This is a genomic window from Dorea sp. AF36-15AT, from assembly GCF_003477705.1.
GTDB classification, from domain to species: Bacteria; Bacillota; Clostridia; order Lachnospirales; family Lachnospiraceae; genus Claveliimonas; species Claveliimonas ammoniilytica.
The window spans coordinates 596,905-610,360 of the sequence record NZ_QUDV01000001.1 but is presented as its reverse complement, the minus strand read 5'-3'; the positions used below and the strand labels follow the sequence as shown (position 1 = coordinate 610,360).

Here is a 13,456-nt window from a genome sequence, read left to right as displayed (position 1 = left end):
GTCAATCTTCCTGTTCCTTTGCCTGAATATAGTCTCTAAGCTCCAGATCTCCGGTCGCATCATACACTTCCCGGCTGATCTCCTCTACCAGTTCTACCGCTTCCTCAAACCCTTTTGCGATCCCCACTACCATCCGGCCTTCTCTCGGATAACCAGGCTGCAGCAGATACATTGCATTTACAATCTCCAACTGATTATGGTCGCATTCCGGTAACAGGATCACATGCAGATCCGGCTGGATCTTTCTTCGTTCCAATCTGGCGATCACTTTATCTTTCTTTTTTTCAAGTCCTTCTGAAACATACAGATTGCTATAATATTTCACCGGCACACCTCTTTAATAGTAATAACTGTCAAATATTGATTTGGCTACATTAACCGCCTTTGTATTACCGTCTGACTGTTCTACGATTACACTGACTACAAGTTCCGGATTATCTACATTACTGAATCCTACAAACCAGGAATGATTCTGGCTGGAAGAATCCATACTATATTCTGCCGTACCTGTCTTTCCTGCCACACTATAAGACTGACCACTCAGCACGGAACCTGTTCCGTAGCTGACTACACCTTCCATATATGTTTTAAGCTGTGAAGCCTCCGCAGATGTCATCAGATCTTTATATTTTTCCGGTGTCGTCTCAGAAATAATCGTTCCTGTATAATTTGTCACTGAATCTACCAGATATGGACGCATCAGAGTTCCGCCATTAGCAATTGCTGATGTAATCAGTGCCATCTGATAAGGACTCACCTGTGTTTTGCCCTGTCCCATCGCAGTCATCATTTTCTCTGCCGTAGAATCATTTTCTGTCAGTTGAAATTCACTCTTGCCAGTTGCAAAATCACCCGGAAGCTTTGAGCCGATCAGCAGATTCTCGGCAGTCTCCTGATATTTTTTTACATCCAGACTCATACCGATATTACAGAATGAAGAGTTGCAGGAATTTGCAAAGGAAGATGCGAGATCCTCTGCCCCATGCACTGCATGATTCGCACACGGAATCGTTGTATCCCCATAAGTGATCGATCCGGTACAGTTATAACTATAGGAATTATAATCTTCCGGATGCTCACGCATATATTCCAGTGTAGTTACAATTTTAAATGTAGATCCCGGTGCATACAGCCCTTGTGTTGCGCGGTTAAGCAAAACGCTGTTCTCATCGGAATTCAACGCATCCCAATTTGCCGCAACCGAATTCGGATCAAAGGACGGCTTTGATACCATAGCGAGCACCTTTCCAGTACTTGGCTCCATGATCACTACCGCACCCTTGTTATCGCCAAGTGCATTATATGCAGCGCTCTGAAGATCTACATCCAGAGTAGTCACCACATTATCACCGATATTTTTCTGATCCTGAAATTCCTTTACCAGTTTTTCCAGAATAAATGCATCTGATGTCAGCAGATTGAAGTTCTGTGTAGATTCCAGACCGGATTTACCCTGGGAAGAATAACCTACCACATGAGCAAATATTTCACCGTATGGATAGTATCGATACTCACTGCCATCATCAGCTGTATCTGTCTCAGCCAATACATTACCACTTTTGTCCAGGATCTTACCTCGTACCACACGGTCTGCCATGGAATCCAGACGCGGATTATATGGACTGCTGATAATGTCTTTGCTCTTGACCACTGTAAAATATCCGATATATCCCATCATAACCAGAAACAGCGCAACAAATACATACGTAACTCTAGCGAACTCTTTGTTGCGGGCGCGCTTTTTCTTTTCCAGGTGCTTGTCTTCTTTTTTGGCGCTCCGGCGCTCTTTCCGGCTTAACTGCTCTCTTTCTCGCTTCCTGCGTTCTCTGTTTTCTGCTTCTTTCAGCTCGTAACTGTCGTATTTGCTGTTCTTTCTTCTTTCTTTCAATGATCTCTTCCTCATCTTCTCTCAGGATATAGAGCCCCTGAATAATTGCAAACATAATTAAAGTACTTAAAAGGGAACTTCCTCCATAGCTAACCAGTGGCAGCGTAACTCCTGTAGATGGAATAAACTTGGTCACTCCGCCAATTGTCAGGAATACCTGGAAAATATAACAGGTTCCCAGTCCCAATGCAACCAGCTTATAGAATTGATTGCGAAGCTGCATGGCTATATTAAGAAACATAATATAGCAGCTCAGGCAGATTAAAATCAGACACATGGCAAATACGATTCCAAGTTCTTCCGCAATTGCCGAAAAAATAAAATCTTCAGCCGCTACCGGAATCTTATCCGGCTGTCCCTGACAAAGTCCCATTCCGAGCCAGCCGCCGGTTCCTATCGCAAATAAAGACTGTGCCAACTGATAACCGCCACTGTCATATACTGCAAATGGATCCTTCCATGCGATAACTCTTGTACGTACATGACCAAACAAATAATATGCTACTACCGATGCCACACTTCCGGCTCCAAGCCCGGCCAGTATATATAACGGCTGTCTGGTCGCCACGTACAGCATGACCAGATATACTACAAAAATAATAAGTGCAGCTCCAAGGTCTTTAGAGACTACCAGTATCAGCACATGGAACGCGGCAATGGCTGTCGTAACCACAATATCTTTAAATTCCCTGGATACTTTCAGACTCGCCGCCACATAAAATACAAATACAATCTTCACCAGCTCTGATGGCTGGATATTAATTCCCGCGATCGTAAACCCAAGCATGGCGCCGTAGGATACCTGACCGATGACTACTACCACTCCAAGCGAAATCAAACCTATGATCGCATAGATTCTTCTCCACTCTGACAAAAATTTACACTTGCGGATAATAATCGGAATCACTAGACTCAATGCTATCGCACAGGCAGCGATCACAAACTGTTTCATCGCCTTACTGTAAGACAGTCTGGTCTGCATGATCAGACCAATACACAGCAGCATACACATATTATTTACCACAAGTCTTGATACTCTCGGGTAAATGTGCGTATACAACAGGATTGTTGCCAGAAAAAGTGCCATCTGTGCAAGATACAGTCCCAGTATCTTAATGTCATCCATTTCCAGATATAATACCATAAAGGCAATAAGCTGAAGCATAAACATTAATGTATTCTGCCGCTTCAGCATACGCTGCTTTTTCTCGGCATCCTGATATCCGAAGATACGGAAACACAAATAGGTATACATGATAATGATCGTGATGATCAGATATTTTGAAAGCTCAACTATGATATTAACCATTTTCCACCTACTTTACTCCTCGTTTAAAATGTCCTCTTGTATAATCCATCTTTGGGATCGGACATTCTGTATTCTCTACATAGATATTTCTGAACATGCAAAGTATCTTCTGCATATCCTCTCCATTTTCTGTCGTAAACGCCAGGCGCAGTGCACGCGGATGGAGACGCATAATCTTCATCTGCTGATCTGCCAGCAATAATGGAGATGTATTATACATTACATTATAGCAGTATCTGCAGACATTTTTTACTGTCATATTCTTCTTCTGTCTATCTGTCAGGATAAGTTCCCCTGGTTTTCCTGTACAACCGGATGTATTCTTACGCACACATCCCGCCGATACCATAACCGGGAGATATCCATATACTACAAGTTCCATCTCCTGTATGCCCAGTTCCTCTAATTCCCAGCTGTTTAGTTCTACAGGTGCAGTCCCTGCCTTAAGATTAAACTGCCGCAAGAAATTCTTAGCCCTATGATTCCACAGATATATACTGCTATCCGTAACCACCGGATAATCCGCACTCTTTTTACGTATAAGAAGCAGGCTCTCCAGATTCCGTACCAGTACGCCATCAAAGGTCTCCATCAATTCTTCCAGGTGCTTATTATAATATAACTTTGACTCTTCTCTGTAAATCCGTGCCATAGCGAAATATACATCTGTTCCATTCTCTCGTGCAATTCGAATGATCTGTTTCATTCGGTCTGCATTCTGCCCATCCCAAAGGGTATCTTCAACATAAATACGTGCAATTCCTGTAAATCCAGCTGCTGTTTCAAACTGTTCGATAGTCTCAACCGACACAGTAAGCTCCGATGCCTTTTCCTTATTCGTATCTGCTGTATTTTCTGTGTCTGGGCAAATGGCTAACCGCTCCGGTTCTTCTCTTTTTCCTGATTCCAGAAGTTTTGCTTCCAGCATCCCCAACGCCTGACGGCGAAGTTCATTCAATGCCTGCACCGGGAGAAAGATATCCTCATCCATCTGAATATCCAGCTGCTCAAACACAAATGGCGTATTGCCGGTCTTCTTCATCTGCTTCTCCAGACGATCCCTGCTCATCGGAACTTTTTCAGCACGCTGTACATCTGCACCTTCCACACATACTTCTGTCTCACCACTACTTACTGAAAATTCTGCCGGTTTTCCACATACAGCCCTTAACACACCTGTAATTTTTTCCTGACAGACCATATTGGGTGTATCCTCTGACTGCATTTCCGCTTTTGGGCGCTCCAGAGATATCATATTCTTTCCATTATGAACATAGTAATAACCGTTACAATATCCTCTTCTCTGATAAGCCTGCATAAGCCGGTTTAGATCATCTTTCTTAACGCGATAATTTTCTCTTCCTTTTTCCAGATAGTAATCCCGGTATCTGCGATATGCATCAGTCACTGTTGCTACATAAGCAGGCTGCTTCATCCGTCCTTCAATCTTAAAGGAATCAATTCCATGTTCAATCAGATCAGGAATATACTCAATCGTACACAAATCTTTCAGACTCATAATATCCGACGGCTTCTTTCCATTCACCCGATAAGGCAGTCTGCATGGCTGCGCACACTGTCCGCGATTACCGCTTCGTCCCCCAATCAGACTGCTGAGCAGACACTGTCCGGAATAGCAATAACAAAGAGCTCCATGTACAAAACACTCAATCTCAAGATTGGTCCTGTCACGTATTTCCTTAATCTCCGGAAGCGAAAGCTCTCTTGCCGGAACCACTCGTACCACGCCCTGCTTCTCCAGCCATTCTGCTGAAATTGCATTCGTAACCGTCATCTGCGTACTGGCATGGATATCCATCTCAGGAAACTGGCGACGAATATATTCCATCACACCCATATCCTGTACAATTACTGCATCCAGCCCCTGCTTATAGTATGGGAGAAGATATCCATATAACTGATCAAATTCACGTTCCTTGACCAGCGTATTAACTGTCAAATATATCTTTCTGCCATGCAGATGTGCATAATCAATTGCTGAGCACAGTTCTTCTTCTGTAAAATTTTTTGCAAAGGCGCGAGCTCCAAATTGCTCCCCGCCAAGATATATTGCATCTGCTCCGGCTGATACAGCTGCTTTCAGTGTAGCAAAATCACCTGCCGGTGCAAGAATTTCTGGCATTCGTTCCATCTAAACTCCTTTGAAAATATCCATTCATTCCGAATTCTGTTTATATAAACGATCATATAAAGCAGATAGGCTGTCATATGACAGCCTATTTACTCTTTTTATTCTTCATCTCAGTTTCTAACTGTACAATCTTCATCTGCAATGCTTTATTCTCTTCTTTCAGCTTGTCCAGTGCTTTGTCCGCGTTCTCCAGCTTAATCTGTACTGAAATCAACTCATGCTTGAGATCATACATCTCTTTATCTTTTGCTTCGATATCACTTTCTAATGTACCGCCCTGCTTCTTAGCCTTGAAATAGTCATCTGCAATATTCAGCGCAAGAAGGATACTTCTCGTCTCTGCACTCTGCTTTCTGTAGCCATCACTGCTGGAGCACTCTTCTAATTTATGATTCAGATATGTAGACACTCTCTGCAGATATTCTTCACTCTCAAATCCACTCAGAGTAAATACCTTTCCACCAATTAATACTTCTGTAAAATTCTTTGATGATGCCATTGCAACCTCCAACATTTCCTAAATTCATACATAAACAATATAGATATATTATAAACGATAGTTCCATAAAAACCAACAGTTTTTCACTATTTTGAAAGGGAAATTCCCAAATGTCCATATGCCAGCTCTGTTGCGACCCTTCCTCTCGGTGTTCTGAGCAGGAATCCATTCTTCAAAAGATACGGTTCATAGACATCCTCTATCGTTCCGGCATCTTCACCTATAGATGCTGCAAGTGTCTCCAGACCAACTGGTCCCCCGGCAAATCTTGTGATCATTGTAGACAGAAGATTCCTGTCGACATGATCCAGACCATATTTATCTACATCTAAGAGATCCAGTGCAAAATCTGCTACGTCTCCTGTAATCACGCCATCGAACTTCACCTGTGCAAAGTCACGTACCCGTTTCAGCAAACGATTGGCAAGACGCGGCGTACCTCTGGATCTTCTTGCAAGTTCCGCAGAACCACGTTCATCAATCTCCACACCCAGAACTGTTGCTGATCTCTGTATGATCGTCTGCAGCTCTTCTACCGTATAAAACTCCAGGCGATTAATCACGCCAAAACGGTCACGAAGCGGAGCTGTCAGCATACCCGCTCTGGTGGTTGCTCCGACCAGTGTAAACTTAGGAAGATCCAGACGTATCGATCTGGCACTTGCACCCTTACCAATCATAATGTCAATGGCAAAATCCTCCATAGCCGGGTAAAGTACCTCTTCCACCTGACGGTTCAAGCGATGGATCTCATCCACAAAAAGTACATCTCCCTCCTGCAGACTGTTCAATATTGCCGCCATATCTCCCGGCTTTTCAATTGCCGGACCGGATGTAACCTTTAAATTCACGCCCATCTCATTGGCAATAATCCCGGCAAGTGTTGTCTTACCAAGTCCCGGCGGCCCATAAAACAATACATGGTCTAACGGCTCTCCTCGGTCCTTTGCCGCAGATATATATATTTTCAACATCTCTTTCGCTTTTTCCTGACCCACATAGTCATCCAGTGTCTGCGGTCTGAGATGGTTCTCTATTTTCTGATCTTCTTCCAGATTCTCTGTTGTGATAATTCTTCTTCCCATGATACCCCTCTGCTACTAAAACATCATATATTTCAAAGCCTGTTTCAGCACATCTTCTACATTCATGCCTTCTGTAAGTTCTACCCGACGTACTGCCTTCAAAGCTTCTGTATTGCCATAGCCAAGTGCCACCAGTGCCGATACCGCATCCTGCTGGATTCCACCTGTCGCAGCCGATACAGCAGATGTATCTTCTAAAGCCGCATAACGATCCAGATCCGGCATACTGAGTTTGTCTTTTAATTCCAGAATCAGCTTCTCGGCCGTCTTTTTCCCGATTCCCTGTGCAGCCGAAATTGCCTTGGCATCACCTGACATAACAGCAAATCTCAGATCATCTGCCGAAAGCTGAGACAAAATGCTGAGTCCTCCTCTTGGCCCGATTCCACTGACTGTGATCACTTTGCGAAACACTGCAAGGTCGTCTCTCGTAAGAAATCCGTAAAGCTGCATCGCATCTTCCTTTACATTCAGATATGTATGAATAAGCACTTCCGAACCTATCGGCGGAAGCGCAGACATCGCTCTTCCCGGCATATAGATGCCATATCCCACGCCACCGACATCAACGATCACCCTGTCTTCTTCCAGTATTACAAGTTCGCCTTTTATATATGCAATCATTCCGTCTGTCCCCCTTCTATTCCAGATTGATTTTAACGCAGATCTATGTTTCTCAGCCGTCGTATCATTTCCGTTGCCACCGTACCGATCACAAATCCTGTAATCAGTCCTGCCACCAGAAGTACCGGCAGATATCCGGTTACGCTATAAGTCTCAACCACAATAGCTGCCACTACAAGCTGTCCTATATTGTGAAATACACCACCGGCCACACTGACTCCGATAATGCTCAGATCCGCATACTTTTTCAGCAATGCCATTACCGCAAGACTCACCAGTCCTCCGGCAAGACTATATAGAATACTTGCCAGATTACCAAATATAAATCCGGATAAAACCACTCTTGTTACTGATAACAGCAGCGCCTCTTTTACATCCGTTTTGTACAATGCTATAACTACGATCAGGTTTGCCAGTCCCAGCTTAACACCGGGAATACCAATCTGAAACGGAATCATTGTTTCAACATAGCTGAATATCAATGCCAGCGCAACAAACACACCAAAATATGCTACTCGGTTCTTCACAACTGCCTCCTACTTCATTACTGCATCCAGTTCACTCTCTTTATCAGACTCCACCTCAACTACGATTTTATTAGGAAGGCAGATAATTGACTCGCCATCGGCAGATATTGCTTTCTCATGCACACATATCTGATCCGGACAGTCAGCTTCAATCATAGAAGCCTCTCCATTCTTAATCTCAAGTATATTGGTTCCATGATTAATCTCTATCCTGCGATCTTCCGTCAGTACATATGTCCCTTCTGTCACTCCATCTACTTTGATTGCCACTATGCCTTTCCCCGCTTCTCCGGTAAAATGATGTACCAGGCTGCACACTGCAGCAATACAGAGAATTATCCCCATTAACACCAGATCTTTTTTCTTTAATCCCATCTTCACACTTCTGCACTTTCCAGTCTTTTATAATTCCTACCTATTCTATCACAACCACTCCTCCATCGCAACCACACGTTCGATAAAGGTTGAAACCCTTTGTTTCTCTGTGCTATACTGAATCTGTTTAAAATACTAACTGCCATTGCAGTTATTGATAAAGGAGTACACTTATGAAATGGCATAGACAACTAGCTATACTTGGCACAGCGTCTCTGCTGCTTGGTCTTACCGGATGTTCCGGGAGTTCTGCCAACACAGAGCCCATTTCCTATACCGGGACAGCACTTGACACCGTAATTAATATTAAGATTTACGATTCACAGGATAATAATCTTCTAACTAAATGTCAGAAGATCTGCGACGATTATGAAGCCAGGCTGTCACGTACCAGAGAAGGCAGTGAGATCTGGCAGATTAACCACGCAGAAGGCGCTTATACCGAAGTCTCTGATGATACTCTCAAACTAATCCAGGAAGGATTGCATTACAGCAAATTATCTGATGGAGCTTTCGACATTACCATTGGGACTGTCACTGAGCTGTGGGATTTCAAATCCGATGATCCACAGGTACCGGATGCCTCAGTTCTTGCAGAGGCCGTGACACACGTCGATTATCACAATGTAGAAATTGACGGTAATCTGGTACGCCTCTCCGATCCCGAATCTAAAATAGATCTCGGAGCCATTGCCAAAGGATTTATTGCTGATAAATTAAAAGAATATCTGAAAAGCGAAGGCGTAGAACACGCACTGATTGATCTTGGCGGTAATGTCCTTGCTATCGGAGACAAGCCAGATGGAAGCAGTTTTCTGATCGGCATTCAGAAACCTTTTGACGACCGTGGTGAGCCAATCGCATCCATAGAATTGAATGATCAGGCCGCTGTTACTTCTGGTACATACCAGAGATACTTTGAAAAAGACGGTGATTTCTACCATCACATATTACAACCTTCCGATGGTATGCCGTGCAACAATGGGCTGAACAGTGTTACGATTCTCACTGATTCTTCTCTCACAGCAGATGCACTGAGTACCACAACTTTTCTTCTTGGTCCGGATAAGGGAATGGATTTAATCAACAGTCTGGATGGCGTAGAAGCCGTATTCATCGATACAGATAATAATCTGACTTACTCAGATAATTTTCCAAAATAATATACAAAACGACAGGGGTGATTACTTTCGTAATCACCCCTGTCGTTTTCACCTTCCGTTTCCGCGGATCCCAATGTTATGCATTGAGTCAACATATCTTGTATGATGTAATGTCCGATCTATATCTCGACCAAGATCTCCTTAATTAACAGTTGGTTGAGAAGATTGGTAACTATTGAATCCGGATAATCTTCTTCGGACACTTCTCAGCGCAGGCGCCGCAATTTACACATTTCGTGGAGTCAATATGTGCAATATTGTTTTCTACGGTTATTGCTTCTGCAGGGCATACTTTCGCACACATTCTGCATCCTATACAACCAACGGCACAAGCTGCCATTACATCCTTACCTTTATCCTGTGAGCTGCACTGTACCATATGTTTCTGTTCATATGGAATCAGTTCGATCAAATGTCTTGGACATACTGCGATACATTTACCACATGCCTTACATTTTTCCTTATCTACTACTGCAACTCCGTCCACAATATGGATTGCATCAAACGGACAGGCTTTCACACAGGTACCCTCACCGATACATCCATAGTTACATGTCTTTGGTCCACCATTCTGCATCATATTGATCATAATACAGTCAGAAACTCCCTGATATTCATAATCAGTCTTAGCTTTATCACAGGTACCTGCACATTTTACATATGCAACTTCATGCACCTGCTCTGTTGCTTCCTGTCCCATAATCTCGGCTACCTTAGCACCTACTGGTGCACCACCGACCGGACAGGCATTGACCGGAGCTTCGCCGGCTGCAATTGCGGCTGCAAGTCCGGAACATCCCGGATAACCACAACCACCACAGTTATTACCTGGAAGAACACCCAGAATAGCTTCTTCCTTTTCATCTACTTCAACTGCAAACTTTTTGTCTGCCAGCCCGAGGAAAATACCAATGAATAATCCGGTACCGCCTACAATGACTGTAGCCAAAATAATTCCTGTCATACTCATATTGTCTTCCTCCTAAATAAGTCCTGAGAATCCAAAGAATGCGATTGACATGAGTGCTGATGTCAGCAGTACGATCGGCATACCTTTGAAGGATTCCGGAATGTCATTATATTCCATCTTTTCTCTGATACCGGCAAGCAGTACAATGGCGATCAGATAACCAACACCTGTTGCAAAACCATTCACTACGCCTTCGAGAATATTGTAATCATCCTGTACATTATTCAGAGCTACACCAAGCACTGCACAGTTTGTTGTGATCAGTGGAAGGTATACTCCAAGAGCATTGTACAATGAAGGCACGAACTTTTTCAAGAACATTTCTACAATCTGTACAAGTGCTGCGATTACAAGGATAAATACGATTGTGTTCAAGTACTCAAATCCCAGTGGTTTGAGAATAAACTGATGTAATATTCCGGCAACTAATGATGCCAGAGTGATTACGAAAATAACGGCTCCGCCCATTCCGGCAGCTGTCTCTGTCTTCTTGGAAACACCCAGGAAAGAACAGATACCGAGGAACTGACTAAGTACGACGTTACTTACAAGCGCAGAACCGACTGCGATTAAAATCAAATTTCCCATCTTTCCTATTCCTTTCCTTTATCTGCTGTAGAAGCACATCCGGCACAGGTTGCACAATCAGAACCACATCCTGACTGAATCTTAGATGCATCCTTGCCTTTCTTCTCCATGTTAATCTTTACCTTATTCTGGATTGCTGCAAGACCTGCAAGTACCAGGAATGCTCCAGGTGCCAGAATAAAGATTGTAATTGGTGTATATCCTGCCTTGCCCATTGTAGAATCAGCGAGCGGAAGAATCTGTTTACCAAAGATCTGTCCTGCTCCAATGATCTCACGTACAGCACCGATTGCAAGAAGACCTACGGTAAATCCAAGTCCCATACCAAGTCCGTCAAAAATAGACGGAAGAACCGGGTTCTTAGAAGCATAGCTCTCTGCACGGCCAAGAATAATACAGTTAACAACGATCAGTGGAATATAAATTCCAAGTGAATCATAAAGTGACGGTGTATATCCTTCCATAAGGAAGTCAACGATTGTTACGAATGACGCAACAACCACGATAAATGCCGGCATTCTGACAGAATCCGGTATAATCTTACGTAACATGGAAATCAACATGTTGGACATTACAAGTACCGCCGTTGTTGAAAGTCCCATACCGATACCGTTCATAGCCGAAGTAGTTACCGCAAGTGTCGGACACATACCAAGCATCAGGACGAAAATCGGATTTTCATCAATAAGACCATTTTTCAGTCTTTCTCCACATGAATTCATCTACACTACCTCCTGACTAAAATGCACTGTGAAAATATGCAAGTGCTGCATTCACGGCACCTGTTACAGCTCGTGATGTAAAGCTTGCACCACTGATGGCATCGATCGGCTCACCTTCGCCGCCATCCTTTGATACATAGAATTTATCTGTCTGCTTACCCACATACTGTGAATAGAAAGAACTGTTAGTTGCTTTCATACCAAGTCCTGCTGTCTCGCTGATACTCAGGAATGCAACTCCACTGATTGTTCCATCTGCTGTAATACCTACTGTGATCTGGATATCACCGCCATAACCTTCGCCATCGGTAGCTGTGATAACATATCCGGCCTCTCCGCCTTTTACGGAACATACCTCATCAATGCTTCCCTTGATGCCGAGTTCTTTGATTACCTGATCAGCAACCTTCTGATCTACATCCACTGCTTCAAAATCATCCTCACTTGCTTCAGGGAATACCTGTAACCAGGCTTCTCTCTTAGCCGCTTCCTGAGTCTGAGCAATCGGAGTCTTAGTTACTTCATATACCAGTCCCAGCAAAAGTCCTGCAATCAGAGTGATTGCTGTAAGGATCGCTGTATTTTTAATAATCTTGTTCATTATTTTTCTCCTCCTTTGCCAAATGGTTTCGGAAGAGTAACCTTCTCAATAAGTGGAACTAAAAGGTTACTGATGATGATCGCATAGGATACACCTTCTGATGATCCACCGAACAGACGGAACAGACCAGTCAGAAGTCCAAGTACAATACCGTATACGATCTGACCGGATTTGGTGATCGGTGATGTAACGTAGTCAGTTGCCATGAACCATGCACCTAACATCAGACCACCTCCACACAACTCTGCAGTGATGAACTGAGGATCAAAAAATCCTACATTTGCATCAGAGAACTGTCCGAAGATACCAATAAACAATACAAATGTTACAATATATGTACCAGGAATACGAAGATCAATAATTCCCAACATAATCAGGAAAATCGCGCCAATAATGATTGCGATCACAGATGTCTCACCAATCGTACCTGGAATACGTCCGATCAGCATGTCCATAGAATTCACACTTGACAGTGCTCCTTCCTTCAGATATGCCAGTGGTGTCGGTCCTGTCTCTCCATCATAAACGAACTTGGTCATCTGTCCTGCAAAAGAAATCAACAGAAAACATCTTGCTCCAAGTGCCGGGTTCATGAAGTTCTGTCCCAGACCTCCGAACAGCTGCTTGACAATCAGGATAGCAAATACACTACCAAGTGCTCCCATCCACAACGGTGCTGTAGGTGGCATATTAAGTCCAAGCAGAAGTCCTGTTACAACAGCACTGAAATCACCGATTGTGATCTTCTTGTGCATAAGCTTTTCATAAATAAACTCTGTAAGCACAGCTGTTGCAGTCGTAACGATCAGCATCAGCAGTGCATCCATTCCAAAATTATATACTCCAAATGCAGATGCCGGCAACAGAGCAATTGTTACCATGAGCATAATATTGCTGGAAGTAACTTTGGAACGTATATGTGGTGAAGATGAAATATTTAACTGATTCTCCAC

The 13,456-nt window shown here is 43.4% G+C and carries 15 protein-coding genes; 1 reads left to right on the top strand and 14 read right to left on the bottom strand.

What is annotated here, in order from left to right:
* Position 1: 1 nt before the first annotated feature.
* The 9 genes from DWZ93_RS02835 to DWZ93_RS02795 all read right to left on the bottom strand — a co-directional run bounded on the left by DWZ93_RS02835 (position 2) and on the right by DWZ93_RS02795 (position 8,459).
* Positions 2-325: a hypothetical protein gene (locus DWZ93_RS02835; RefSeq protein WP_118451895.1), complete on the bottom strand. Its 324-nt coding sequence runs from the start codon at positions 323-325 to the stop codon at positions 2-4.
* A gap of 12 nt (positions 326-337) precedes the next feature.
* Positions 338-1,675, bottom strand: a complete 1,338-nt coding sequence (locus DWZ93_RS02830; RefSeq protein ID WP_199665880.1) for a peptidoglycan D,D-transpeptidase FtsI family protein — start codon at positions 1,673-1,675, stop codon at positions 338-340.
* A gap of 37 nt (positions 1,676-1,712) precedes the next feature.
* Positions 1,713-3,197: an FtsW/RodA/SpoVE family cell cycle protein gene (locus DWZ93_RS02825; RefSeq protein WP_118383702.1), complete on the bottom strand. Its 1,485-nt coding sequence runs from the start codon at positions 3,195-3,197 to the stop codon at positions 1,713-1,715.
* Between the two features lie 7 nt (positions 3,198-3,204).
* Positions 3,205-5,349: a U32 family peptidase gene (locus DWZ93_RS02820; protein WP_118451893.1), complete on the bottom strand. Its 2,145-nt coding sequence runs from the start codon at positions 5,347-5,349 to the stop codon at positions 3,205-3,207.
* Between the two features lie 85 nt (positions 5,350-5,434).
* Positions 5,435-5,848, bottom strand: a complete 414-nt coding sequence (gene zapA, locus DWZ93_RS02815) for a cell division protein ZapA (RefSeq protein WP_118383704.1) — start codon at positions 5,846-5,848, stop codon at positions 5,435-5,437.
* Positions 5,849-5,934: 86 nt separating this feature from the next.
* Entirely contained in the window at positions 5,935-6,933 is a 999-nt protein-coding gene (gene ruvB / locus DWZ93_RS02810) for a Holliday junction branch migration DNA helicase RuvB (protein WP_118383705.1), read from the bottom strand.
* A 15-nt stretch (positions 6,934-6,948) separates the two neighbouring features.
* Entirely contained in the window at positions 6,949-7,557 is a 609-nt protein-coding gene (ruvA, locus tag DWZ93_RS02805) for a Holliday junction branch migration protein RuvA (protein WP_118451892.1), read from the bottom strand.
* A gap of 32 nt (positions 7,558-7,589) precedes the next feature.
* Complete coding sequence (locus DWZ93_RS02800; protein WP_118383707.1) at positions 7,590-8,084, bottom strand: Gx transporter family protein; 495 nt, start codon at positions 8,082-8,084, stop codon at positions 7,590-7,592.
* 9 nt (positions 8,085-8,093) lie between these two features.
* Positions 8,094-8,459, bottom strand: coding sequence for a NusG domain II-containing protein (locus DWZ93_RS02795; RefSeq protein WP_243061074.1), 366 nt, complete (start codon positions 8,457-8,459; stop codon positions 8,094-8,096).
* Positions 8,460-8,632: 173 nt separating this feature from the next.
* On the opposite strand from DWZ93_RS02795, the gene DWZ93_RS02790 reads away from it, so the two are divergent.
* On the top strand, positions 8,633-9,622 hold the full coding sequence (locus DWZ93_RS02790; RefSeq protein WP_118451890.1) for an FAD:protein FMN transferase: 990 nt from the start codon (positions 8,633-8,635) through the stop codon (positions 9,620-9,622).
* 172 nt (positions 9,623-9,794) lie between these two features.
* Here DWZ93_RS02790 and rnfB read toward each other — a convergent pair whose 3' ends face one another.
* From rnfB to DWZ93_RS02765, 5 genes are read right to left on the bottom strand one after another with little or no spacing between them, the layout of a single operon-like run.
* Positions 9,795-10,592, bottom strand: a complete 798-nt coding sequence (gene rnfB / locus DWZ93_RS02785) for an RnfABCDGE type electron transport complex subunit B (protein WP_118383709.1) — start codon at positions 10,590-10,592, stop codon at positions 9,795-9,797.
* 12 nt (positions 10,593-10,604) lie between these two features.
* Positions 10,605-11,180 carry an electron transport complex protein RnfA gene (locus DWZ93_RS02780; RefSeq protein ID WP_118383710.1) on the bottom strand — a complete coding sequence of 192 codons (576 nt, stop codon included), beginning with the start codon at positions 11,178-11,180 and terminating at the stop codon, positions 10,605-10,607.
* A 5-nt stretch (positions 11,181-11,185) separates the two neighbouring features.
* Entirely contained in the window at positions 11,186-11,902 is a 717-nt protein-coding gene (rsxE, locus tag DWZ93_RS02775) for an electron transport complex subunit RsxE (protein WP_118383711.1), read from the bottom strand.
* Positions 11,903-11,918: 16 nt separating this feature from the next.
* Entirely contained in the window at positions 11,919-12,503 is a 585-nt protein-coding gene (locus DWZ93_RS02770; protein ID WP_118383712.1) for an RnfABCDGE type electron transport complex subunit G, read from the bottom strand.
* Entirely contained in the window at positions 12,503-13,456 is a 954-nt protein-coding gene (locus DWZ93_RS02765) for an RnfABCDGE type electron transport complex subunit D (protein WP_118383713.1), read from the bottom strand. Before DWZ93_RS02765 ends, DWZ93_RS02770 begins: the two co-directional genes overlap by 1 nt.